The organism is Micromonospora sp. NPDC048835, assembly GCF_040649995.1.
Taxonomy (GTDB): domain Bacteria; phylum Actinomycetota; class Actinomycetes; order Mycobacteriales; family Micromonosporaceae; genus Micromonospora.
In genome coordinates this window covers 123,994-146,399 of record NZ_JBEZGM010000019.1, presented here as the reverse complement: position 1 = coordinate 146,399, position 22,406 = coordinate 123,994, and the positions used below count along the sequence as shown (strand labels likewise).

Genomic DNA, 22,406 nt, shown 5'->3' with positions numbered 1-22,406 from the left:
CCTCTTGATCAACCGAGGTGGGGGTGGGGGTGGGGGTGGGGTGTGGGGTGGGGTTTGGGGGTTAGGGGGGTTAGGGGTGGAGGCGGGTGAGGGTTTGGATGTCGGCGGCGTGGCCGACCTGCTTCTCGCTCGGGGTCTCCACGACCACCGGGACGCCAGCGGTCGCCGGGTGGGTCATCAGCTCGGCGAAGGCCGGCTCGCCGATGGTGCCCTTGCCGATGTTCTCGTGCCGGTCCCGGGTGGAGCCGCACAGATCCTTCGAGTCGTTGGCGTGGACCAGTCGCAGCCGGTCCGCACCGACGGTGGCCACCAGGGTGTCCAGGGTCGCCGTCATGCCACCCTCGGCCGCCAGGTCGTGGCCGGCCGCCCAGGCGTGGCAGGTGTCGAAGCAGACCCCGAGCATCGGGTGCCCGTCCACCGCGTCCAGGTAGGGCCCGAGGTGCTCCACCCGGGAGGCCAGTGATCGGCCCCCGCCCGCGCTCGGCTCGACGAGCAACATCGGCCCGCCGGCGTCGGCGGCCCAGTCGAGCAGCGGCAGCAACACCTCGCGGACCTGTCGCATCGCCGCCTCGGCGTGCCCCTCGTCCACCGAACTGCCCGCGTGGAACACCACACCCCGCGCGCCGATCGCCACGCCCCGACGCAGCGCGTGTGCCAGCGTCTGGGCCGACTTCTCGACCGTGGCCGGGGTGGGCGAGCCGAGGTTGACGAGCAGCGCGGCATGGATGAACGCGGGAATGCCCCGCTCGGCGCAACCCTCGCGGAACAGGACGTCCTGCACGGGGTCGCCGGCGGGCAGCGCCCAGCCCCGCGAGTTGGAGACGTAGATCTGCGCCACCTGCGCGCCGATCGCGTCGACGTACGGCAGGGCGGCCTTCGCCAACCCGCCCGAGGTCGGAGTGTGCGCGCCCACCGGGCGGGTCGAGACCGCCGGCATCAGAAGCACGTCAGGGTGACCGGGGTGGCGGGCGGCACCTGCGAGTTCTCGCCCGGGATCTGGATCCGGACCGTGGCGTTCGGGTTGACCACCACCGTGACCGGGTAGCCCTGGCTCTCGAGGACCTGCTTGGCCTGCTGGCACGGCAGGTCGATCACCCGCGGCATGACGAGCAGGGGTGGGCCCTTGCTGACGTCCAGCTTGACCTTGGCGCCCTTCTCCACGCCGGTGCCGTCGGCCGGGCTCTGGCCGAGGATCTCGTCCCTCGGCTTGTCGGAGTCCTTGTAGCTCTCCTCCAACTGCAGGTTGAGCTGGGCCAGTGCCGTCCGGGCGTCGGTCAGGCTCTTGCCGACCAGGTTCGGGACCGTCACCGGCGCCCTGCCCCGGCTCAGGATGAGGGTCACCTTCGCCCCCGGTTTGACCTCTGCGCCCACCTTGGGGGAGCTGTCCACCACGTACCCGGCCGGCAGGCTGTCGTCGTAGCGGGGGGTGCCCTTGGCCACCACCAGCTTCGCGTTGACCAGATCAGCCTCGGCGAGCTCGAACTCCTTGCCGATCACGTCCGGCACGGGGAAACGCTCCGGGCCGAGAGAGAGGGTCAGGGTGATGGTGCCACCCTTGAGGATCTTGGCAGCGGACGCCGGACTCTGGCCCAGCACGCTGTCCTTCGGGGCCTTCTCGTCGAAGCGCGGCTCGCCGTACTCCAGGATCAGCCCGGCGCGGTCGGCCTGCGCCTGCGCGTCGGCCTTGGTCAGGCTCACCAGCTGCGGAGCCTCCGTGTAGCGGCCGGCGCCGAACCACCAACCGCCGAGCGCGGCCACCAGGCCCAGCGTCACCACCACGGCCGCGACGGCCAGCCGGCCACGGGGGTTGTTCAGCACCGTGGTGCGCAGCGCGGCGAGGCGGGCGCCCAGACCCTCGGCCGGCTCCGGGGCGGCCCGGCGTCGCCCTGGCCCCTGGCTGCTGGCCCCCTCGGGCAGGCGTGCCCACGATGGGCGGTTGGGCGGCTGGACCGTCGAGACCATCATCGTCGGCTGGGACAGCGACGGCGCGTCGCTGATCGGACGGAGCACGGCGGTGTGGCTGTTGGCGTCGCCCAGCCGGTCCCGGGCAACCTGCACCTCGGCCAGCAACGCGCCGGCGTCCGCCGGCCGTGCGTCGGGGGCCCGCCGGGTGGCCCGCTGCACCAGCTCGTCGAGGACCGGCGGCAGGCCCGGCACCAGCGTCGAGGGCGCCGGCACGTCACGGTCGACGTGCTGCCAGGCGACGTCCACCGGGCGGTCCCCGTCGTAGGGCACGCGGCCGGTGAGCATCTCGAACAGCACGATGCCGGCCGAGTAGACGTCGGTGCGCGGGTCGGCGCGGCCCTCGGTGACCAGCTCCGGGGCGACGTACGCCACGGTGGCCATCAGCTGGTTGCCCTGCTCCTCGTCGGCACTCGCCTCGACCGCCCGGGCCAGCCCGAAGTCGGCGACCTTCACGACGCTGTCGACGAGGTTCGCGACGCCTCCGGTGGGCGCCTCCGCGACCAAGACGTTCTCCGGTTTGACGTCGCGGTGCACGAGGCCGGCCCGGTGCGCGGCGGCGATCGCGGCGAGCATCTGCTCGGCGATGGCCAGCGCCTCGTCCGGGTTGAGCCGGCGTCGCTCGGCCAGCACGTCGCGCAGCGTGCGGCCCCGGACGTACTCCATCACCAGGTACGGCAGACCGGCGTGCGTGCCCTGGTCGTAGACCGCCACCACGTTCGGGTGGGTCAACCGGGCGATGGTCTTCGCCTCGTCGGTGAACCGGGCCACGAAGTTGGCGATCCGGGCTCGTGCCTCACTCGCCTGGGTCGGGTGAATGATCTTGACAGCGACGGTGCGCTCGAGGCGCTCGTCGGTTGCGGTGTACACGGTCGCCATGCCACCACGGGCCACGCGACCGCGAATGCGGTAGCGCCCGTCGATCAGCGAGCCCAGCAACGTGTCGGCGACCTGAGTGTCCATCGGCAGGCAGTCTATGTGTCCAGGGAGTGAAGGATGAACAGGATGCTACAGCCGTACGCCGAACCAGTGCGTCCCGCCGCGCTCGCCGCCCCCTCAAGTCCTGGTCAACGACGGTCGGAGGAGTAGGCGCGGGCGGGTCGCCCGGGGTGCCGGTGGCTCGTCGCGACGGTGGCGTGGCAGGGTGGTCGGGTGACCGAACCCGTACCCGATCAGGCCGCACCCGGCCTGGAGCTCGCCGGCCCCACCGACCCGGCCGGCTGGCTGACCCTGCCCGATGTCGCCGAACGCCTCGACGTGTCGATCAGCAAGGTGCACCAGATGATCCGTGACCGGGAGTTGCTTGCGGTCCGCCGTGACGGCGTCCGCCGGATCCCGGCGGACCTGGTCGCCAACCAGACCGTGCTCAAGCACCTGCCCGGCGTGCTCAATCTGCTCTCCGACAACGGCTACGACGACGAGGCGGCGCTGCGCTGGCTCTACGAGCCGGACGACACCCTCCCCGGCGCCACCCCTGCCGCCGCCCTCTCCGGCGACCAGGCCCGCGAGGTGAAACGCCGAGCCCAAGCCCAAAGCTTCTAACCCCACCCCCACCCTGCCGCGTTGATCATGAAGTTGTTGCCATCCCGCCCGGCGTGTCATGGCAATAACTCCATGATCAACGCGGCAGGCGGGGCGGGCGCCCAGGGGGTGGGAGGGGGTTAGTCGGCTCGGCGGGTTGCCGCTATGGCCAGGTCGACCAGGGCCTGGCGGGCCTCGGTGTCGAGGTCGACGGCGGTCAGGGAGGCGAGGGCGGTGTCGGTGAGAGTGACGATCCGCTGTTCGGTACGGGCCAGCGCCCCGCTGGTCGAGATCACCTCGCGGAGCCGGGCCACCCCCTGCTCGTCCAGCTCCGGGTCGCCGAGCCGGCTGAGCAGCAGCGCGCGGCCGGCGTCGTCGGTCGCCTCCACGGCCGCCGCCACCAGATAGGTGCGCTTGCCCTCGCGTAGGTCGTCCCCGGCTGGCTTGCCGGTCAGCACCGGGTCGCCGAAGACCCCCAGCACGTCGTCGCGGAGCTGGAACGCCTCGCCCAGCGGCAGCCCGTACGCCGAGTAGGCCGTCCGTACGTCCTCCGGAGCGTCGGCCAGCGCGGCGCCGAGCAGCATCGGACGCTCGACGGTGTACTTCGCTGACTTGTACCGGGCGACCTTGCTGGCCCGCTCCACCGAGGTGTCCCCGGTGACCTGCGTCAGCACGTCCAGGTACTGCCCGACGGTCACCTCGGTGCGCATCTCGTCGAAGACCGGCCGGGCCCGGGCCAACGACCACAGGTCCAGGCCCGCGGAGTGCAGCAGCTCGTCGGACCAGACCAGGCAGAGGTCACCGAGCAGGATGGCCGCGGCGTCGCCGAAACCGTCCGGGTTGCCGCCCCAGCCGGCCTCCCGGTGCCGGGTGGCGAACCGTCGGTGTATCGCGGGCTCGCCGCGACGGGTGTCGGAACGGTCCATCAGGTCGTCGTGGATCAGCGCGCTGGCCTGGACGAACTCCAGCGCGGCCAGGGCGGTGAGCACCTGGTCGCCGTCCAGCCCGCCGGCCCCCCGGAACCCCCAGTACGCGAATGCCGGACGCAGCCGCTTGCCGCCACCGAGCACGAAAGCCTCGATCGCCTCGGCCACCGGGCCGAGCGCGTCGTCCACGGCCGCGAGCCGAACCCGTTGGCCGGCCAGGAACTCGGTGAGCGCCTTGTCGACCCGCTGCCGCAGGCCGGCGCGGTCGACGGGGGACACGGGAGCAGCGTGGGTCACGCCCCGACGCTAGCCGGTCGTCATCGCCCGTGCTTCACCGCCACGCGTAGTCCCGCCGGTGCGACCAGGACCCGTTCGCCCAGCCGAACGGGCGCGGGCCCCCGGGGCGCGAGCCGGCCCGGTGGCCCGCGTCGTGCCCGCCCGACGGGTGGCGGCAGCGGCCTCGGCGAGCACCACCAACGGCACGTCCAGGACGACGGCGAGCCAGCCGAGCCAGAACCCGCCCGGCACACGACGCTGCCTCTCCCACCGGGAGACCTCGTGCCGACTCAGCGTCGGCACCCCGGCGGCGGCACACAACTCGGCGGCGGCGCGCTGCTGGCTCCAGCCACGGGCCACTCGGCACCGGGCCAGCAGCGGCCCGAGCTGCGCGGGGCGCGTCGGTGCGGGCGGGATCATGGGTCCTCCAGGCGGGCGTCGGTGCGGTGACGACCCACCCGCCCGACCGGGCGGGCCCGGCGTCACCGCTCGGTTGCTGACCCCCGCACGGGACCCGGAGCCACCCCCGCCGCCCCTCCCGCGCCGCCCCTTTCTACCTCGGAGGTACGACGCCTTTCGCCCACCGGGCCGGCGGCATCGGCCGCTGGGTGGGAAGGGCCTGGGTCCTGGTGCGATCGACCGCTAGAGTCAGGTCGTGGCGCTTGGTCTTCCTTCGACACTCCCCAATCCGCAGCCGGCGATCGGGGAGCTCATCCGTGAGCACCAGCCGACCTTCTCGTTCGAGTTCTTCCCGCCCAAGACCGACGCGGGGGAGCAGCTGCTCTGGCAGGCCATCCGCGAGCTGGAGTCGCTGCGCCCGTCGTTCGTGTCGATCACGTATGGCGCCGGCGGCTCGACCCGGGACACCACGGTCGCGGTGACCGAGCGGATCGCCACCGAGACGACCCTGCTGCCGATGGCCCACCTGACCGCGGTCAACCACTCCGTCGCCGAGCTGCGACATGTGGTCGGTCGGCTCGCCGGGGTGGGCGTGCGCAACGTGCTGGCTGTTCGTGGTGACCCCCCGGGCAATCCGAGCGGCGAGTGGATCCGCCACCCCGAGGGCGTGGACTACGCCGAGGACCTGGTCCGTCTGGTGCGCGACGCCGGCGACTTCAGCGTCGGTGTGGCGGCCTTCCCGTACAAGCATCCCCGCTCGCCCGACGTGGCCAGCGACACCGCCCAGTTCGTGCGCAAGTGTCGGGCCGGCGCGGAGTTCGCGGTCACCCAGATGTTCTTCGACGCCGACGACTACCTGCGGCTGCGTGACCGGGTGGCCGCTGCCGGCTGTGACACCCCGATCCTGGCCGGGGTGATGCCGGTGACCCAGATCGGCACCATCGAGCGGTCCGTGCAGCTGTCCGGTGCGCCGTTCCCGCAGGCGTTGGCGGCCCGCTTCGAACGCGTCGCCGACGACCCGGACGCCGTCCGCCGGCTCGGCATCGAGCAGGCCAGCGAGATGTGCCGCCGACTGCTGGACGAGGGCGTGCCGGGAATCCACTTCATCACCCTCAACCGATCCACCGCGACCCGCGAGGTCTGGCAGAACCTGAAGGCCGGCGCCCGCGTGTGAACGATGCGCCTGCGACACCTGTTGCCCGGCACGACGGTTGATCCGTGGTGGGCACACAGCTGAACTGGGATCAGTACGCCACGGCGTGGGCGCGGTTGCACGGCGGGTTCGACCCCCGGGTCGCGGCGCCGGTGGTGCGCGCCTGGCTGCGATTCGCGTACCACGTCGGGTATGTGCTGGGTCGGCTGCGGGTCGGCCCCACCGCGGTCACCGTGGCGGGGGTGCTGCTCTGCTTCTGCGTACCGTTGCTGGTGGGCCGCCCGGGGGACGGGCCGTTCCTGGGCGCGCTGTTCGTGCTGCTCGCCGCCGTGGCGGACAGCGTGGACGGTGCGGTGGCGGTCGTCACCGGCCGCACCACCCGGCTGGGCTACGTCTACGACTCGGTCGCCGACCGGCTCGGTGAGGTGGCGTGGCTGCTGGCGTTCTGGCTGGTGGGCGCGCCGGGAGGGCTGGTCGTCGCGGGCGGCGCGCTGTCCTGGTTGCACGAGTACGTCCGGGCGCGGGCGATCGCCGCCGGCATGCGGGACATCGGCGCGGTGACCGTGGGCGAACGCCCCACCCGGGTGTCGGTGGCGTTGGCCGGTCTGCTGGTCGCCGGGCTGGCCGGGCTGATCGAGCCGGACCTGGCCGCGGGCACCATCACCATGGCGACCGCGGTCTGGGTGCTGCTGGCCGGCTTCGGGCTGGGGCAACTGCTGTCCAGCATCCGTCGAGCCCTGCTCGACGCCGGCTGAGCGGCTGAGCCAGCCCTGCTCGACGCCGGCCGGGGCCAACGCCGGCTGGAGCGACGCCGGCTGGGGCCAATGCCGGCTCTACCAGGCGGGGCCGATCTCGTCGGCGACGATCTGTGCGGAGAGGGTCACCATCGGCAGCCCGCCGCCCGGGTGGGTGGAGCCACCGACCAGCCACAGCCCGTTCGCCGGGCCCCGGTTGGCGGGCCGGAGCAACCCACCGGCGGTGCCGTAGATCGAGCCACCGGGCGCGCCGGTCGCCACGTCCAGGTCGGCGGGGGTGCGGATCTCGCGGAACAGCGTCCGGTCGCGTACGTCCACGCCCCGCCGTGCCAGCACGTCCAGGATCCGGTCGGCGTACGCGTCGGCCAGCCCCGGGCGTCGCCAGTCGACAGCGCCCGCCGCGGTGCCGTGCCGAGGGGCGTTGACAAGCACGAACCACGCCTCATGTCCGGCGGGCCGGACCATCGGGTCGTCGGCCACGGTGACGAACACCGTCGGGTCGGCCGCCGGTCGGGCCCGTACGCCGCGCCCGGGGTCACCGAAGACCGCGTCGAACTCCGCGTCGTAGTCGTCCGGGAAGAAGACGTTGTGGTGGGCCAGCCCGGTGCTGCCGGTGACACCGAGCAGCAGCACGAAGCCGGCGAGGCTGCGGTCGGTCAACCCGGCCAGCCGACGCGGGTGTGGCAGCAGGTCACGGTAGACGGTGAGGGCGTCCACGTTGGCCACCACCACGTCGGCGGGCACCGGGGCGGCGACGCCGGCGAGGCGTACCCCGTGCACCCGACCGCCGGTGGCGTCGATCCGGGTGACCGTGGCGTCGGTCTGCACGACCACGCCGAGGTCGAGGCAGCGGGTCAGCAGCGCGTCGGCGAGCGTGCCCAGCCCGCCGCGCAGGTACCAACCGCCGAAGGCCAGCTCGGCGTAGGGGACCGCGACGAGCGCCGCTGGTGCCCGACGCGGGTCGGCGCCGGTGTAGGTCGCGTACCGGTCCAGCAGCATCCGTAGCCGCGGGTCGGACAGGTGCCGGTGGCCCAGGCCGCGCAGGCTGCGGCCGGGGGCGATGGCGGCCAGGTCACCGACCCGCCAGGCCAGCGACGCGAGGTCGCGGGGAGAGTCGACGGTACGGCGCAGGATGTCCCGCGAGGAGGCCTGCCACACGCGCGCCGCCCGGCGCCACAGCCGCTGCCAGTCGGCTGCCGCCCGGTCACCGAAGGCGGCCCCGATCCGGGCGGCGAACTCCACCGGGTCGGCGCACGAGTCCAGGGTCGGGCCACCGTCGGCGAAGACGTGTCGGACGATCGGGTCCAGCGGGACCAGGTCCAGGTACTCGTCGAGCTTCGCGCCGGTCGCCTCGAACAGGTCGTGGAAGACCTCGGGCAGGGTGAGCAGGCTCGGCCCGGTGTCGAAGTGGAACGACCCGGCCGGGGTGTCGTGCGCGTACCGGCCGAGCTTGCCACCGACCGTGTCGGCCCGCTCGAAGACGGTCACCTGGTGCCCGGTGGAGGCGAGCCGGGCGGCGGTGGCGAGGCCACCCACCCCGGCGCCGACGACCACGATCCGCGCCATGCCGCGCCCTCCCTAGCTGACCGGGCGGCCCCGCCAGGTCAGGCGGCGTCGCTTTCGCAGATGGTACGACCGCAGAGTCAACCAGCCGAGGACCACGACCGACACGGGGTGTGCGAGCGCGTCGGGCCACCACCGACCACCCGTCACGCGGGCGGTGAGCACCCGCCCGGCCACCCCGAGCAGGTAGCCGGCCAGGCCCACGGCGGCCACCCCCGGTTCGCCGGCCAGCACACCCGTCAGCGCGATCAGCGGCGGGGCGGTGTAGAGCAGCAGCAGCGCCGCCACCACGGCCGCCGCCGCGCCCGGGTGCCCGAACGACGCCCAGAGCGACTTCGAGTACCCGTCGCGCAGTTGCGGCCAGTCGTCGTACATCCGGCAGGTGGCCAGCCGGGAGCCGTCGGCCAGGGCGATCCGCCCACCGGCCCGCTTGACCGCCCGGGCCAGCTCGACGTCCTCGAGGATCTTGTCGGCGACGCCGGCGTGCCCGCCGGCGGCGGTGTAGCCGGCCCGGTCCACCACCAGGAACTGCCCGCCCGCCGCGGCCAGCGACGGCCGCGACGAGCGCTCCATCGCCCGCAGCGGCAGGAAGGTCAACCACAGCCACTGCAACAGCGGCTGCACCAGCCGGTCGGCCGCCGTCGCCACCACGATCCGGGGGTACGGCGACAGCAACGTCACCCGGGCGGCGCGCAGCTCGGTGACGGCGGCGGCCACGGCGTGCGGGGCGAGCACCACGTCGGCGTCGACGAAGACCAGCGCGGTGGCGCCCGGGTCGGCCCGGGTGGCCAGCTGCCAGCAGGCGTGCGGCTTGCCCAACCAGCCCGGCGGTGGGGCGACCCCGGTGAGCAGGGTGACCCGGGGGTCGTCGCCGGCCACCGCGCGGACCACGTCGGCGGTGCCGTCGGTGGACCCGTCGTCCAGGACCACGACGCGCAGCCCGGGTACGCCGCGCTGGGCGAGCAGGGCGCGCAGGCAGGGCGTGACCCGGGTGGCCTCGTCGCGCAGCGGCAGCAGCACGGCGACCGGCTCGTCGACGTCGCCGGGCCGGTCGGTGGGCCGGCGCAGCCACCCGGCGGCGTTGAGCCAGGTGTGCGCGGTCAACGCGGCGACGGCGACCAGCAGGGCGAGCAGGACGATCATCGGGTGGCGTCGACGCCGGGCCGGTGCGGCTGGTGGTCCTCCACCCGGCTCTCCCGAGCCCGGTGGGCGCGTACCAGGCTCACCGTCAGGGGTATCGCGGTCACCGACATGCCGGCGGCGCCCCAGAGCGCGGACGCGGGCAGGTCGAGGAAGATGGCGTGGGCCAGGATGCTGGAGAAGTACGTCCACAGGTAGAGCGCGACCATGGGGTGGTCCCGCCGGTCGGTGTGCTCGGCGGCAGGCCCGGCCAGCGGGCGCAGCGCGCTCATCATCAGCACGGCGAAGAGCAGCCAGCCCAGGTAGTTGCTGACCGGGATGCCGGCCAGGCCGGGCAACGCGGGGGTGGCGTCGCGCCAGACCCAGTAGCCCTCGGCCACCATCTGCGGGTCGAGGAAGAGGTCCCAGGCGGCCAGCCCGACGGTGGCCAGCGCGATCCGCCCCGCCCACCGACGCAGCGTCGACCCGCTGCCGCCGGCCGCCGATCCGCTGCCGCCGGCCGCCGTGGCGTTGCCGTCGGTGCCGGTCGCCGACGCGCCGCCGGTGAGCCGGACGGCTGCCAGCCAGGCTGGCCAGGCCATCCAGGTCCAGGCCAGCGGGATGATCAGCGGCACCCCGGCCAGCTTGGGCCCCAACTCCCCGGAGTAGTCGTAGCTGCCGAACGGCACGCCGGTGGCCACCCCGATCGCCTCGATCGCGAACCCGCCGCCGGTGGCCACCGCGACCAGCGCGGCCGCCACCCGTGGGCCCCGGCTGAGCAGTGCGTGGCCGACCGAGAGCAGCCAACCGAGCACGACGGTGGCCACGGTGAGCCCCGCCCGGGTGTCGCCGGTGGTGAGCGGGTAGCAGATCTGGGCGAGCACCAGGACGGCGAGCAGCGCCCAGGAGGTCCGCCGGGTCATGACGCCGGTGGCTCGAGCGGCAGATCCCGACCGAGTACGCCGAACGGTCGCTCGTCGCCGGGGAAGTGGAAGTTACGCAGCACGTCGACGAAGCCGAACCGTCGGTACAACCGCCAGGCCCGCGAGGTCTGCTCGTCGGCCTCCGGGGTGGACAGCAGCGTGGTGTCGCCCTCCGCCATGCCGAGCAGCGCACGCAGCTGACCGGTGCCCAGGCCATGACCCTGCGCCGGTGGCCGGACGTGCAGCTCGACCACCTCGAAGCAGTGGGTGAGCCAGCGTTGACGGGTCGGGGCGTCAAGCGCGCGATGCACCTGGTCGTGCCACCACTGACCGGAGGCGCCCAGGTAGCCGTAGCCGAAGCCGGCGAGGTGGCCTTCGCTGGTCAGGCTGGCCACCGCCCGGAAACCCGGCCGGCGGACGTGGGTGGCGATGTAACCGCGCCGGGCCTCCAACAGGTCGGTGCGGTACCCCATCGCCTCGCCGTAGACGGCCACCACGTCGTCCAGCCGCCGGACGAGATCGTCCGGCGTCCAGCGCACCAACCTCATGCCCGTCCACCCTTCACCGTTTCCGAGCCACCGTCGGCGACCCATCCGAGCACCGACCGGTCGCCGACCACGTCGCGTACCTCGAACCGGGCGAACAGCTCCTCGGCGTACCAGCCCGCGGTGGGGGTCCGCATGATCGCCGCCCGATGCTCCGGGTGACGGTACGCGAACGCCACCAGGTCCGTCGGGTCGCGCCACACGCTCACCGTGCCCTGCCAGCCCAACGGGGCCTCGCCGACTCCGAACCGGGCCAGCAACCCGGGCGCGTCGCGCAGGGCGGCGGCCACCGGCGGGATCGCCCGCCAGAAGGTGGCCGCCCGGCGGGCCCGCAGCCGGGCCCGGGTCAGTGCCAGCACCGGGCCGGTGACCCGGCCACCCGGCGGGTCACCGAACGGCCGCTGGCCGGACCACTCGCCCCGGCTGGTCAGCGGGCGCAGGTCGATCCGGGCCCGGGACTGGGCGACGCCGGCCCAGGCCCGCCCGACCGGCGAGTCGTCGAAGTCGGCCGCGGCGGCGGGGGAGTCCCAGACGGTCAACGCCGCCCACCGGGTCAGGTCGGCGTCCTTCGGCCCGAAGTCGGTGCCGGTTCCGGTGCCCAGCAGCTTGCCGAACCGGACGCCCGGGAGGGCCCGCAACCGGCGCGGGTCCAGCGCCATCCGGGTCAGCACCCGGGGGAGCGCGCCGCGGGAGGTCCGCCACACGTGCAGTGTGACCAGCTCCGGAGCCGCACTCGCCTCGCTGCTGTGCCCGCTGGTTCGCTCGCTGCGCTCGCTCACGCCACCTCGGCGGGGGTGCCGGCGCCGTCGCACGTGCCGGCGGCGGTGAGCGCGTCCTGCACCGACCGTACGTTCGGGTGTGGCTGCATCCCGCCATTCTTCCCGGTCCACCGATGGCCGGTTCAGTCGGCCGGCACGCTCGGCGCGTCACACGTTGCATTTTCGTCGGAGGGGAGGTGTACTGTCAGCAGCAGTTAGAACGAGTGTTCGATTGCCTCGAACGCCCGTTCCAACCAACCGGAGCGCGGCGTTTCGCGGCGCCACCTCCGGGCGGTGCGGCTCCGCGGGCCGCACCTGGGTTTCCGGGCAGTCGCGAGCCTGGTCCCAACAGGCAGGAGCGTCGCCCGCTGCCCACGACCCCCGGGCAGCGGGCGACGCACCCGCCGGTCCGCCGGCCGGGTGTGGTGTGGGGAAGCATCCACACCCGGCCGGCCACACCCGGTGCGTCTTCCTCCGCACCACCCGACCTCGGCGTCTCGTCGGTGGCAGCAGCCGCCGCAGTGACGTCTCGGCCACGTGGAGGAGAGACACCCATGCCGACCAACCCGGCTCAGGCACCGACGGTGCCGGCGCACGTGCTGCCGCATCGCACCCCCGTCCAGCTCCTCACGTTGGCCCGCCGTGGGCTGGTCGAGGCCGGCCAGACCCGACCCGACGGCCTGCGCTACGCGGCTGCCCACCTGGCGGCCCTGCGCGCGGCGGCGGCTCTGCTCGCTGCCCGGGCCCGACCCGCGCCGAGTCGGCGCAACCGGATCACCAGCGTCTGGGTCCTCCTCTGCGCTGTCGCCCCGGAGCTCGACGAGTGGTCCCGGTTCTTCGCCGCCGGGGCCAGCAAACGCGCCGCCGCCGAGGCGGGCATCCCCCGGGTGGTGAGCGCCCGGGAGGCCGACGATCTGCTCCGCGCCGCCGAACAGTTCGTCACGGTGGTGGAGACCGCGCTCGGTGTGGCCCACCAACCGGCCCTGGACGGCCTCGCCGCCTGATCCCGCTGTGCCACCGGCCGCCCTGCGGGGGGAGCCGGGCGGCCGGTGGCACGGCGTGCTGGTCCTGATCTGATCCACAGCAACGACGGGGGAGTTGGTCCAATGGCGGGCCGCATGGTGGTCGGTTCCGCCGCGCTTGCCGATCTGGTGCGCCCGGCGAGCGCGCCCGACCCGGTCGGTGGCCACCGGGTGCTGCCGGTGGTGCCCGAGCTGACCGGTCTGCTGCCCAACCGGGGCCTGCGCCGGGGCAGCACCATCGCGGTCGCCGCCGGTCAGCCCCGCCGCAGCGGCGGCACCTCACTGATGCTGGCCCTGCTCGCCGAGGCGTCCCGGGCCGGCTCGTGGTGCGCCGTGGTCGGGGTGCCGACGTTCGGCGCGGGCGCGGCCGCTGAGCTGGGCATCGCCCTGGACCGGCTGGCCCTGGTGCCGAACCCGGGCCCTGAGTGGGCCACCGTGGTCGCCGCGCTCATCGACGGGGTGGACGTCGTGGTCACCACCGTGCCGGCCTCGGTCTCCGCCTCGGTCGCCACCCGGTTGGCGGCCCGGGCCCGGCAGCGCGGCAGCGTGCTCGTCCCGTACGGGCGGTGGGACGGCGCGGACGTGACGCTCCAGGTGGTCCGTGGGGTCTGGGAGGGGCTCGGGCTGGGCCGTGGGCGGTTGCGCCGCCGGGAGATCACCGTCTCGGCGCGTGGGCGTGGGGCGGCCGCCCGGCCCAAAGAGATCAAGGTCTGGCTCCCGGGTGACGAGCTGACCCGGGTGATCCCTCGTGCGATGCCGTCGCCCGTGGGCCGATCGGCTACGCCACTCGCCCTGGTCGGTCGGGGGTGACCGGCGCGCCGGCACGCACTCTGCTGCTGTGGTGCCCAGACTGGCCGGTGCTCGCCGCCGAGATCGTCGACGGGGTGCCGGCGACCGGCCCGGTGGCGGTGCTGCACGCCAACCGGGTGGTCGCCTGCTCCGAGCGGGCCCGCGCCGAGGGGGTGCGTCGGGGGCTGCGTAAGCGGGAGGCGCAGGGTCGCTGCCCGCAGCTCACCGTCGTGGAGTACGACCTCGGCCGGGACGCCCGGGCGTTCGAGCCGGTGGTCGCCGCGGTGGAGGAGCTGGTCGCCGGCGTCGAGGTGGTCCGTCCGGGTGCCTGCGCGGTGGCCGCCCGAGGGCCGGGCCGTTACCTCGGCGGCGAGGAGGCGGCCGCCGAGCGGATCATCGAGCACGTGGCCCAGTCGTGCCTGGTGGAGAGCCAGGTCGGCATCGCCGACGGGGTGTTCGCGGCCGGGTTGGCCGCTCGCGCCGGTCGGGTGGTGGCACCGGGCGGGACACCGGAGTTCCTGGCCGGGCTGCCGGTCGAGGCGCTCGGCCGGGCGGCGCTTGCCGACCTGCTGCGCCGGCTGGGGGTCCGCACCCTCGGCGACTTCGCCGCCCTGCCGGCCGGCGACGTGCTGGCCCGGTTCGGGTTCGACGGCGCGCTGGCCCACCGGCTGGCGGCCGGGCGGGACCACCGCCCACTCGCCGTCCGGCAGCCGCCGGCCGACCTGACGGTGACCGCCGAGCACGACGAGCCGATCGACCGGGTCGACGCGGCGGCGTTCGTGGCCCGGGCGCTGGCCGAGAAGCTGCACGAGCGGCTGGCCGGGCACGGGCTGGCCTGCACCCGGCTCGGCATCGAGGCGGTCACCGAGCACGGGCAGGAGCTGCACCGGGTGTGGCGACACGATGGCCTGCTCACCGCCGGGGCCATCGCCGACCGGGTGCGCTGGCAGCTCGACGGGTGGCTCTCCGGCAGCAACGGCCGCGCCGGTGCCCGGCCGACCCGACCGACGGCAGGCATCATCCGACTGCGACTGATCCCGGACGGGGTGATCGCCCAGGCCGGTCTGCAGTCCGGCCTCTGGGGAGAGACCGGCGAGGAACGGGAACGCGCGCACCGGGCGTTGAGCCGGGTGCAGGGCATCCTCGGCCCGGAGGCGGTGGTCACCGCGGTGCTCGGTGGTGGCCGCTCCCCGGCCGACCAGGTGCGACTGGTGCCGTGGGGCGACGAACGCGTCCCGGCCCGGCCCGAAGCTCCGCCGTGGCCGGGCCGGCTGCCGCCGCCCGCGCCCGCCGTGGTGTTGCCCAGTCCGCTCGCCGCGACCGTGCACGACTCCGCTGGCGAGCCGGTGGTGATCAGCGCGCGGTTGGCGGTGAGCGCCGCGCCCGCCCGACTGGTGGTTGGCACCGGTCAGCCGGCGGAGATCGTGGGTTGGGCCGGGCCGTGGCCGGTGGACGAGCGCTGGTGGGCGCTGGCCGAGGCCCGCCGCCGGGCCCGGTTCCAGGTCAGCCTGGCCGACGGTGCTGCCCTGCTGCTGGCCGTGGAGTCGGGGCAGTGGTTGGTGGAAGCGATCTATGACTAAGTCAGGTCGATCCCTGCCCGGCGTCGGCTGGCTCCACGCTGGCCATGGAGCAGATGTCCTGATGAGCGTGATGACTCACAGACATCGTGATGTCTGTGAGTCATCACGCTCATCGCACCTCTCGCCGCCGTCGAGCGCGGCCGGAGCGGCCGGATGAGCTTCCACAACCCGAAGATGCCCTGGTCGGAGCTGGAGCGGGTGCTCTCCGGGCGGGCCGGCGACAAGCGGGGGAACCGGGGCGAGCGGCACCTGCACGTGGTGGACCCGCTCGCCGTGGACGCCGATGGCGGCGACTCCCCGGCGTGGAGCCGCCGCCGTGAGCAGTACCAGCCGCCGGAGCTGACCCGGCCCGACGGCGTGGTGCCCTACGCGGAGCTGCACGCGCACACCAACTTCAGCTTCCTCGACGGTGCCAGTCACCCGGAGGAGTTGGCCGAGGAGGCGGCCCGGCTGGGGCTCACCGCGCTCGCCGTCACCGACCACGACGGCTTCTACGGGGTGGTCCGCTTCGCCGAGGCGGCCCGCACGCTGGGCCTGCCGACCATCTTCGGCGCGGAGCTGTCCCTCGGGCTGCCCGGCCCGCAGAACGGTGAGCCCGACCCGCACGGCGCACACCTGCTGGTGCTCGCGCACGGCCACGAGGGGTACGCCCGGCTGGCCACCACCATCGCCCGCGCCCAGTTGCGCGGCGGGGAGAAGGGCCGCCCGGTCTACGGGAGCCTGGAGGAGGTCGCCGCCGAGCTGAAGGATCACGTGCTGGTGCTGACCGGCTGCCGCAAGGGGCACGTGCCGGGGGCGCTGCTCACCGAGGGGGTGGACGCGGCGGCCCGCGAGTTGGACCGGCTGACCGCGCTCTTCGGCGCGGAGACGGTGGCGGTGGAGCTGACCGACCACGGCCATCCCGTCGACGCCGACCGCAACGACGCGCTCGCCGAACTGGCCGCCGCGGCCGGGCTACCGACGGTGGCAAGCAACAACGTGCACTACGCCAGCCCCGGCCGGCGTCGGCTGGCCACCACCGTCGCCGCGGTCCGGGCCCGACGCAGCCTGGACGAGATCGACGGCTGGTTGCCCGCGGCGGCCACCGCCCACCTGCGCAGCGGCGCGGAGATGGCGGCCCGGTTCGCCGCGTACCCGGGTGCGGTGGCGCGGGCCGCCGAGTTCGGCGCCGAGTTGGCCTTCGACCTCCAACTCGTCGCGCCGCAGCTGCCGGCGTACCCGGTGCCGCCGGGGCACACCGAGATGAGCTGGCTGCGCAAACTGACCGCCGACGGGGCGCACGAGCGCTACGGGCCGCCGCAGGCGCACCCGACGGCGTACGCGCAACTCGACCACGAACTGAACATGATCGAGGAGCTGGGTTTCCCCGGCTACTTCCTGGTGGTCTACGACATCGTCACGTTCTGCCGTGACCAGGACATCTACTGCCAGGGTCGGGGTTCGGCGGCCAACTCGGCGGTCTGCTACGCGTTGCGGATCACCAATGTGGACGCGGTCCGGCACCGACTGCTCTTCGAGCGGTTCCTCGCCCCGGAACGGGACGGCCCACCCGACATCGACGTGGACATCGAGTCCGACCGCCGGGAGGAGGTGATCCAGCACGTCTACACCCGCTACGGCCGGGAGCACGCCGCCCAGGTCGCAAACGTCATCTCCTACCGGCCCCGGTCGGCCGTGCGGGACGTGGCCAAGGCGTTCGGCTACTCGCCGGGGCAGCAGGACGCCTGGAGCAAGCAGATCGACAGGTGGGGCTCGGTCGCCACCGTCGACGTCGAGAACATCCCCGAGCAGGTGGTGGAGTACGCCAACGAGTTGCAGACGTTCCCCCGGCACCTGGGCATCCACTCCGGCGGCATGGTCATCTGCGACCGTCCGGTGATCGAGGTGTGCCCGGTGGAGTGGGGGCGGATGCCCGGGCGCAGCGTCCTGCAGTGGGACAAGGACGACTGCGCCGCGGTGGGCCTGGTCAAGTTCGACCTGCTCGGCCTGGGCATGCTCTCCGCCCTGCACTACGGCTACGACATGATCGGGATGAGCCTCGACCTCGGTGACATGACGCTTGACGACCCGGAGGTCTACGACATGCTCTGCCGGGCCGACTCGGTCGGGGTGTTCCAGGTGGAGAGCCGGGCCCAGATGGCCACCCTGCCCCGGCTCAAGCCCCGTGAGTTCTACGACCTGGTGGTCGAGGTGGCGCTGATCCGCCCCGGCCCGATCCAGGGCGGCTCGGTGCACCCGTTCATCAGGCGTAAGAACGGCCAGGAGCCGGTGACCTTCGCGCACCCGCTGATGCGCAACGCCCTGGAGAAGACCCTTGGTGTGCCGCTGTTCCAGGAGCAACTGATGCAGCTCGCCATCGACCTGGCCTGCTTCGACGCGGCCGAGGCCGACCAGTTGCGCCGGGCGATGGGCGCCAAACGCTCGGTCGAGCGGATGACCCGGATCGCCGACCGGCTCTACGCCGGGATGGCCGAGCGGGGCATCACCGGTGAGCTGGCCGACGACGTCTACCGCAAGCTCACCGCGTTCGCCAGCTACGGCTTCCCGGAGAGCCACGCGATGAGCTTCGCCTACCTGGTCTACGCCAGTTCCTGGCTCAAGCGCTACCACCCGGCGCCGTTCCTGGCCGCGCTGCTCAACGCCCAGCCGATGGGTTTCTACTCACCACAGACCCTTGTCGACGACGCCCGCCGGCACGGGGTGGAGGTCCGCCGCCCGGACATCAACGCCAGTGGCGCGAAGGCGGTGCTGGAGTCCACCCCGGAGACCCGGTGGGGCAGCGAGCCGGGGGAGCCGCCGCACGCCTGGGGGCTGGGTGGCCCCGCTGTCCGGCTCGGGCTGTCCGGCGTTCGTACCCTCGGAGTCGACGTGGCCGAGCGGATCGAGGCCGAGCGGGCCGCGCGCGGGCCGTACACGGACATGCCGGACCTGGCCCGGCGGGTCGGTCTCACCGCCGCGCAGCTGGAGGCGTTGGCCACCGCGGACGCCTTCGCCTGTTTCGGGTTGACCCGGCGGCAGGCGCTGTGGGCAGCCGGCGCGGCGGCCCAGGACCGGCCGGGCCGACTGCCCGGCACGGTGACCGGCGCGGCGGCGCCCACCCTGCCCGGAATGGAGGCGGTGGACCGGCTGGTCGCCGACGTGTGGGCTACCGGGTTGTCGCCGGAGAGCCATCCCGCCCGGTTCATCCGGGGCCAGCTCGACGTGCTCGGCGCGGTGCCGATCGCCCGGCTCGGCCGGGTGGAGCCGGGGCAACGGATCCGGGTCGGTGGCATCGTCACCCACCGGCAACGCCCGGCGACCGCGGGCGGGGTCACCTTCCTCAACCTGGAGGACGAGACGGGGATGCTCAACGTCACCTGTTCGCCGGGGCTGTGGCAGCGCTACCGGCGGGTGGCCCGGACCAGCGCCGCGCTGGTGGTCCGGGGGCGGTTGCAGCGGCACGAGGGGGTGACCAACCTGGTCGCCGACCGGCTGGACGCCATCGAGCCACCGGTGAGGCCGGCGTCCCGTGACTTCCGCTGAATCAGTGATCCACATTACGGTTTCTCGAGCCGTCGGGCGGGAGACTCGTCCCGAGCGGGCAGAGCGGCCCGTGATCCGTGAGGGGGAACGACAGTGACGGGAAATCACGCGTACACCGGTGGAATCGCCAACGCCCGGCGGACCCGACTGGGCACCGGCTGGGTGCCGTCGCACCTCGCCGACCCCCGCGAGTACGAGGTGACCAACGGTCCGGTGGCCAACGAGCGCCGGTCCCGGGCGGAGGACGAGGTCGAGGGCACCGAGGCCTGACCGCCCGCCACACGCCCGCACCACCACCCGGCCGGGTGACTAGGCTCGGCCGGGTGGAGCAGACCCGAGGCCGGTTCGCCGAGCCGCCGCTGACACCCCGCACCGCCGTGATCTGGTCGGTGCTCCGCGCCGAGCTGGACCGGCGCGGCGACACCGAGCTGACCGTGCTTGACGTGGGCGGCGGCACCGGCGGTTTCGCCGTACCGCTGGCCCGCGCCGGGCACCGGGTCACCGTCGTCGACGCCAGCCCCGACGCGCTCGCCGCGCTCACCCGTCGTGCCGCCGAGGCCGGGGTGGCCGACCGGGTCGAAGCCGTGCAGGGCGACGGTGACGCCCTCGCCGGGCTGGTCGAGCCGGCCGGCGTCGACCTGGTGCTCTGCCACGCCGTACTGGAGGTGGTCGACGACCCGACACCTGTGGTGGCCGCGCTTGCCACCGCGCTGCGCCCGGGCGGCGCGGCAAGTGTGCTGGTGGCCGGCCGGGCCGCCGCCGTGCTGGGTCGGGCGATGAACGGCCACCTGGACGTCGCGGCCACCCTGGCCGCCGATCCGGCCGGCACCGCGGGCCCGCGCGACACGCTGCGCCGACGCTACGACGCTCCCGGCGCCACCGCCCTCCTCGACGCCGCCGGGTTGGTGGTCGAGGAGATCCACGGGGTACGCGTGCTCGCCGACCTGCTGCCGGCCGCGGTCGCCGACGGGCAGGCCGCCGCCGTGGTCGAGTTGGAACGTGCGCTGGCCGGTCAACCGCCGTACCGGGATCTGGCCGCCCAACTGCACCTGTTCGCGCGACGGCCGGCATGATCGCCGAGACCGGCGGCGTGCCGGCGCCGCTGGACATCCTCGGGCCGGACCACGGCGGCGGTCGTCTCGCCGATGTGCTGCCCAGCGCGCTTGCCGTCCTGGGCGTGCCCGGCTCGCCCGACCCGCTCGGGCTCGTGCCCGCGTTGGCCGGGGTACGCCGGATCGCCGTGCTGCTCGTCGACGGGCTCGGGTGGTACCAGCTGCCGACCGCCGCGCCGTACGCGCCTACCCTCGTCGGGCTGGCCGCGACGGTGGCCCGACCGCTCATCGCCGGCTTTCCGTCCACCACCCCGACCAGCCTGGTGTCGCTGGGCACCGGCGTCGCGCCGGGCGCGCACGGGGTGCTGGGCTTCACCGTGCGGGTCCCCGGCACCGATCGGGTGCTCACCCACACCGACTGGGCCGCCGACCCGTCGCCGTTGCACTGGCAGCCGGTGCCCACCCAGTTGGAGCGGGCCCGCGCCGCCGGGGTGACCACGACGGTGGTGAGTCGCCCGGAGTTCGGCGGCAGTGGGTTGACGATGGCCGCCAACCGGGGTGGCGACTTCCGGGGCGCCGCCGGTGGGGACGCGGTGGCCACCACCATGCTTGCCGCGTTGGCCGCCGGCGCCGGCCCCACCCTGGTCTCCGGCTACCACGCCGACCTGGACCGGCACGGCCACCTCAGCGGCGTCGACTCGGAGCCGTGGCGGGTCGCCGCCACCGAGGTGGACGCCCTGGTCGCCCGGCTGGTCGACGGGCTGCCGTCGGACGCGGCGCTGCTGGTGACCGCCGACCACGGTCAGCTCGACATTCCCGCCGCGCACCGCTTCGACCTGGACACCGATCCGCGTCTGCGGGCCGGTGTGCGGCTGGTGGCCGGCGAGGCCCGGGTGCGCTACCTGCACGTCGAGCCGGGCGCGGTCGACGACGTGCGGGCCGCCTGGTCGGAGGTGCTGGGCGCCACCGCCCGGGTACGCACCCGCGACGACGTGGTGGCCACCGGCTGGTTCGGGCCGGTGGCCGAGGAACACCTGGGCCGGATCGGCGACGTGGTGGTGACCTGCAACGACACGTACGCGGTCATGGCCAGCCGCACCGAAAGGCCGATGGCGTCGAAGTTGGTGGCCTACCACGGGTCGGACACCGCCGCCGAGCTGACGGTGCCGCTGCTCGTCGTCCGGGGCTGACCCGGGGACGGTTCGGCCGACTGGTCGGTGGTGGTGTCGTACCCCCGGGTTAACCTGCCGGGATGGGCCGCAGTCAGTCGTTGCCCCGGGGCGGGGACCCCGGGGGTGGGGATCCGCGCTTCGGGCCGGACGCCGACGACTCCGCCAGCCCGATCCTGCACGTCGACATGGACGCCTTCTTCGCCGCCGTCGAGGTGCGGCGCCGCCCCGAGCTGCGTGGCCGGCCGGTGATCGTCGGCGGCGTCGGCCCGCGCGGGGTGGTCAGCTCGGCCAGCTACGAGGCCCGCCGGTACGGCGTACGCAGCGCGATGCCGACCAGCCAGGCCCGAGCCCGCTGCCCCCACGCGGTCTACCTGCCACCGGACTTCGCCGCCTACACGGCTGCCTCCCGGGCCGTCATGCAGATCTTCCGGGACGTCACGCCGCTGGTCGAGCCGCTCTCCCTCGACGAGGCGTTCCTCGACGTGACCGGCGCCCGTCGGCTCTTCGGCTCCCCGGCCACCATCGCCCGGCTGATCCGTCGTCGGGTCGCCGACGAGCAGGCGCTGACCTGCTCGGTCGGGGTGGCGCCGACCAAGTTCGTCGCCAAGCTGGGTTCCACCCGGGCCAAGCCGGACGGCCTGCTGGTCGTGCCGCCGGGGCAGGTGCTCGACTTCCTGCACCCGCTGCCGGTGGACGCCCTGTGGGGGGTGGGCGAGCGCGCCGCCGAGGCGCTGCGTCGGCTCGGCCTGAACACCGTCGGTGACCTCGCCGAGGCGCCGGTGGGCATGCTCCGCCGAGCCGTCGGTGCCGCCTCGGCAGGGCACCTGCACGAGTTGGCCTGGGGTCGCGACCCGCGTGGGGTCAGCCCCGAGCACGTCGACAAGTCCATCGGCGCCGAGGTGACCTTCGACGTCGACGTGGCCGACCCGCTGGAGATCCGCCGTGCGCTGCTCGCGCTCAGTGCGAAGGTCGGCGTCCGGTTGCGTGGCTCCGGGCAGGTCGGGCGCACCGTCTCCCTCAAGGTCCGGCTGGCCGACTTCCGCACCGTCAGCCGATCTCGCACCCTCGACGTTCCCACCGACACCGCCCGCGAGATGTTCGACACGGTCTGGGCGCTCTACACCGCATTGGACCCCGCCGAACGGATCCGACTCGTCGGTGTCCGGGTGGAGGGGCTCGCCTCGGCGAAGGGCGCCCCCCGGCAACTCACCCTCGGCGCGCCGGAGCGCGGCTGGCGCGAGGCGGAAGCTGCCGCGGACGCCGCTGCTGCCCGTTTCGGGCGGTCCGTCATAGGTCCGGCCAGTCTGATGGGCGACCCTGGGGCCCGCCGAAACGAAAATCCACCCCGCCCATAGGTCGTCCCGCTTTC

20 protein-coding genes are annotated in these 22,406 nt (G+C 74.1%); 11 read left to right on the top strand and 9 right to left on the bottom strand.

From position 1 onward, the window contains the following. Positions 1 to 70: 70 nt before the first annotated feature. Together AB0C15_RS22710 and pknB are read right to left on the bottom strand one after the other, a co-directional pair. Entirely contained in the window at positions 71 to 937 is an 867-nt protein-coding gene (locus AB0C15_RS22710) for a deoxyribonuclease IV (RefSeq protein ID WP_357354948.1), read from the bottom strand. Beyond that, entirely contained in the window at positions 937 to 2,925 is a 1,989-nt protein-coding gene (pknB, locus tag AB0C15_RS22705) for a Stk1 family PASTA domain-containing Ser/Thr kinase (protein ID WP_357354946.1), read from the bottom strand. Before pknB ends, AB0C15_RS22710 begins: the two co-directional genes overlap by 1 nt. A 189-nt stretch (positions 2,926 to 3,114) precedes the next feature. On the opposite strand from pknB, the gene AB0C15_RS22700 reads away from it, so the two are divergent. Then, positions 3,115 to 3,504, top strand: coding sequence for an Rv2175c family DNA-binding protein (locus AB0C15_RS22700; protein WP_357354944.1), 390 nt, complete (start codon positions 3,115 to 3,117; stop codon positions 3,502 to 3,504). Positions 3,505 to 3,623: 119 nt separating this feature from the next. On the opposite strand, the gene AB0C15_RS22695 is transcribed toward AB0C15_RS22700, so the two are convergent. Next, complete coding sequence (locus tag AB0C15_RS22695; protein WP_357354942.1) at positions 3,624 to 4,706, bottom strand: polyprenyl synthetase family protein; 1,083 nt, start codon at positions 4,704 to 4,706, stop codon at positions 3,624 to 3,626. A gap of 9 nt (positions 4,707 to 4,715) precedes the next feature. Next, complete coding sequence (locus AB0C15_RS22690) at positions 4,716 to 5,105, bottom strand: helix-turn-helix domain-containing protein (protein ID WP_357354940.1); 390 nt, start codon at positions 5,103 to 5,105, stop codon at positions 4,716 to 4,718. 235 nt (positions 5,106 to 5,340) lie between these two features. Between AB0C15_RS22690 and metF the strand changes: the two genes are divergently transcribed. Beyond that, positions 5,341 to 6,258 carry a methylenetetrahydrofolate reductase [NAD(P)H] gene (gene metF, locus AB0C15_RS22685; RefSeq protein ID WP_357354938.1) on the top strand — a complete coding sequence of 306 codons (918 nt, stop codon included), beginning with the start codon at positions 5,341 to 5,343 and terminating at the stop codon, positions 6,256 to 6,258. Positions 6,259 to 6,302: 44 nt separating this feature from the next. Further along, on the top strand, positions 6,303 to 6,992 hold the full coding sequence (locus AB0C15_RS22680; protein WP_357354937.1) for a CDP-alcohol phosphatidyltransferase family protein: 690 nt from the start codon (positions 6,303 to 6,305) through the stop codon (positions 6,990 to 6,992). A gap of 78 nt (positions 6,993 to 7,070) precedes the next feature. On the opposite strand, the gene crtI is transcribed toward AB0C15_RS22680, so the two are convergent. From crtI to AB0C15_RS22655, 5 genes are read right to left on the bottom strand one after another with little or no spacing between them, the layout of a single operon-like run. After that, a complete protein-coding gene (gene crtI / locus AB0C15_RS22675; RefSeq protein ID WP_357354935.1) occupies positions 7,071 to 8,558 on the bottom strand; it encodes a phytoene desaturase family protein in 1,488 nt (495 codons plus the stop codon). Positions 8,559 to 8,570: 12 nt separating this feature from the next. Continuing rightward, positions 8,571 to 9,698 carry a glycosyltransferase family 2 protein gene (locus tag AB0C15_RS22670; RefSeq protein ID WP_357354933.1) on the bottom strand — a complete coding sequence of 376 codons (1,128 nt, stop codon included), beginning with the start codon at positions 9,696 to 9,698 and terminating at the stop codon, positions 8,571 to 8,573. Next, positions 9,695 to 10,597: a carotenoid biosynthesis protein gene (locus AB0C15_RS22665; protein ID WP_357354931.1), complete on the bottom strand. Its 903-nt coding sequence runs from the start codon at positions 10,595 to 10,597 to the stop codon at positions 9,695 to 9,697. Before AB0C15_RS22665 ends, AB0C15_RS22670 begins: the two co-directional genes overlap by 4 nt. Further along, complete coding sequence (locus AB0C15_RS22660; RefSeq protein WP_145779709.1) at positions 10,594 to 11,145, bottom strand: GNAT family N-acetyltransferase; 552 nt, start codon at positions 11,143 to 11,145, stop codon at positions 10,594 to 10,596. Before AB0C15_RS22660 ends, AB0C15_RS22665 begins: the two co-directional genes overlap by 4 nt. Then, positions 11,142 to 11,921, bottom strand: a complete 780-nt coding sequence (locus tag AB0C15_RS22655; RefSeq protein ID WP_357354929.1) for a monooxygenase — start codon at positions 11,919 to 11,921, stop codon at positions 11,142 to 11,144. The genes AB0C15_RS22660 and AB0C15_RS22655 overlap by 4 nt, the downstream gene beginning before the upstream one ends. Positions 11,922 to 12,454: 533 nt before the next feature. Here AB0C15_RS22655 and AB0C15_RS22650 point away from each other — a divergent pair. From AB0C15_RS22650 to AB0C15_RS22615, 8 genes are all read left to right on the top strand, one after another. Next, on the top strand, positions 12,455 to 12,904 hold the full coding sequence (locus tag AB0C15_RS22650) for an SAV_6107 family HEPN domain-containing protein (protein WP_357354927.1): 450 nt from the start codon (positions 12,455 to 12,457) through the stop codon (positions 12,902 to 12,904). 102 nt (positions 12,905 to 13,006) lie between these two features. Next, positions 13,007 to 13,732 (top strand): hypothetical protein, encoded by a 726-nt coding sequence (locus tag AB0C15_RS22645; RefSeq protein ID WP_357354925.1) that lies wholly within the window; start codon positions 13,007 to 13,009, stop codon positions 13,730 to 13,732. After that, the gene (locus tag AB0C15_RS22640) at positions 13,729 to 15,291 is read left to right on the top strand and encodes a DNA polymerase Y family protein (RefSeq protein WP_357354923.1); all 1,563 of its coding nucleotides are present in this window, start codon (positions 13,729 to 13,731) and stop codon (positions 15,289 to 15,291) included. The genes AB0C15_RS22645 and AB0C15_RS22640 overlap by 4 nt, the downstream gene beginning before the upstream one ends. A gap of 153 nt (positions 15,292 to 15,444) precedes the next feature. After that, positions 15,445 to 18,813, top strand: coding sequence for an error-prone DNA polymerase (locus tag AB0C15_RS22635; RefSeq protein WP_357354921.1), 3,369 nt, complete (start codon positions 15,445 to 15,447; stop codon positions 18,811 to 18,813). A gap of 93 nt (positions 18,814 to 18,906) precedes the next feature. After that, positions 18,907 to 19,083, top strand: a complete 177-nt coding sequence (locus tag AB0C15_RS22630; RefSeq protein ID WP_357354919.1) for a hypothetical protein — start codon at positions 18,907 to 18,909, stop codon at positions 19,081 to 19,083. A gap of 35 nt (positions 19,084 to 19,118) precedes the next feature. Beyond that, positions 19,119 to 19,886 carry a methyltransferase domain-containing protein gene (locus AB0C15_RS22625; protein WP_357354917.1) on the top strand — a complete coding sequence of 256 codons (768 nt, stop codon included), beginning with the start codon at positions 19,119 to 19,121 and terminating at the stop codon, positions 19,884 to 19,886. Further along, on the top strand, positions 19,883 to 21,055 hold the full coding sequence (locus AB0C15_RS22620; RefSeq protein WP_357354915.1) for a nucleotide pyrophosphatase/phosphodiesterase family protein: 1,173 nt from the start codon (positions 19,883 to 19,885) through the stop codon (positions 21,053 to 21,055). The genes AB0C15_RS22625 and AB0C15_RS22620 overlap by 4 nt, the downstream gene beginning before the upstream one ends. A gap of 62 nt (positions 21,056 to 21,117) precedes the next feature. Continuing rightward, the gene (locus tag AB0C15_RS22615) at positions 21,118 to 22,392 is read left to right on the top strand and encodes a DNA polymerase IV (RefSeq protein ID WP_357354913.1); all 1,275 of its coding nucleotides are present in this window, start codon (positions 21,118 to 21,120) and stop codon (positions 22,390 to 22,392) included. The last annotated feature ends 14 nt before the right edge of the window (positions 22,393 to 22,406 follow it).

What these genes read in the sequence shown, in the direction of transcription:
- AB0C15_RS22710 (WP_357354948.1), bottom strand. Translation starts at nt 937, where the DNA reads ATGCCGGCGGTCTCGACCCGCCCGGTGGGCGCGCACACTCCGACCTCG.
- pknB (WP_357354946.1), bottom strand. Translation starts at nt 2,925, where the DNA reads ATGGACACTCAGGTCGCCGACACGTTGCTGGGCTCGCTGATCGACGGG.
- AB0C15_RS22690 (WP_357354940.1), bottom strand. Translation starts at nt 5,105, where the DNA reads ATGATCCCGCCCGCACCGACGCGCCCCGCGCAGCTCGGGCCGCTGCTG.
- crtI (WP_357354935.1), bottom strand. Translation starts at nt 8,558, where the DNA reads ATGGCGCGGATCGTGGTCGTCGGCGCCGGGGTGGGTGGCCTCGCCACC.
- AB0C15_RS22670 (WP_357354933.1), bottom strand. Translation starts at nt 9,698, where the DNA reads ATGATCGTCCTGCTCGCCCTGCTGGTCGCCGTCGCCGCGTTGACCGCG.
- AB0C15_RS22665 (WP_357354931.1), bottom strand. Translation starts at nt 10,597, where the DNA reads ATGACCCGGCGGACCTCCTGGGCGCTGCTCGCCGTCCTGGTGCTCGCC.
- AB0C15_RS22660 (WP_145779709.1), bottom strand. Translation starts at nt 11,145, where the DNA reads ATGAGGTTGGTGCGCTGGACGCCGGACGATCTCGTCCGGCGGCTGGAC.
- AB0C15_RS22650 (WP_357354927.1), top strand. Translation starts at nt 12,455, where the DNA reads ATGCCGACCAACCCGGCTCAGGCACCGACGGTGCCGGCGCACGTGCTG.
- AB0C15_RS22645 (WP_357354925.1), top strand. Translation starts at nt 13,007, where the DNA reads ATGGCGGGCCGCATGGTGGTCGGTTCCGCCGCGCTTGCCGATCTGGTG.
- AB0C15_RS22635 (WP_357354921.1), top strand. Translation starts at nt 15,445, where the DNA reads ATGAGCTTCCACAACCCGAAGATGCCCTGGTCGGAGCTGGAGCGGGTG.
- AB0C15_RS22620 (WP_357354915.1), top strand. Translation starts at nt 19,883, where the DNA reads ATGATCGCCGAGACCGGCGGCGTGCCGGCGCCGCTGGACATCCTCGGG.
- AB0C15_RS22615 (WP_357354913.1), top strand. Translation starts at nt 21,118, where the DNA reads ATGGGCCGCAGTCAGTCGTTGCCCCGGGGCGGGGACCCCGGGGGTGGG.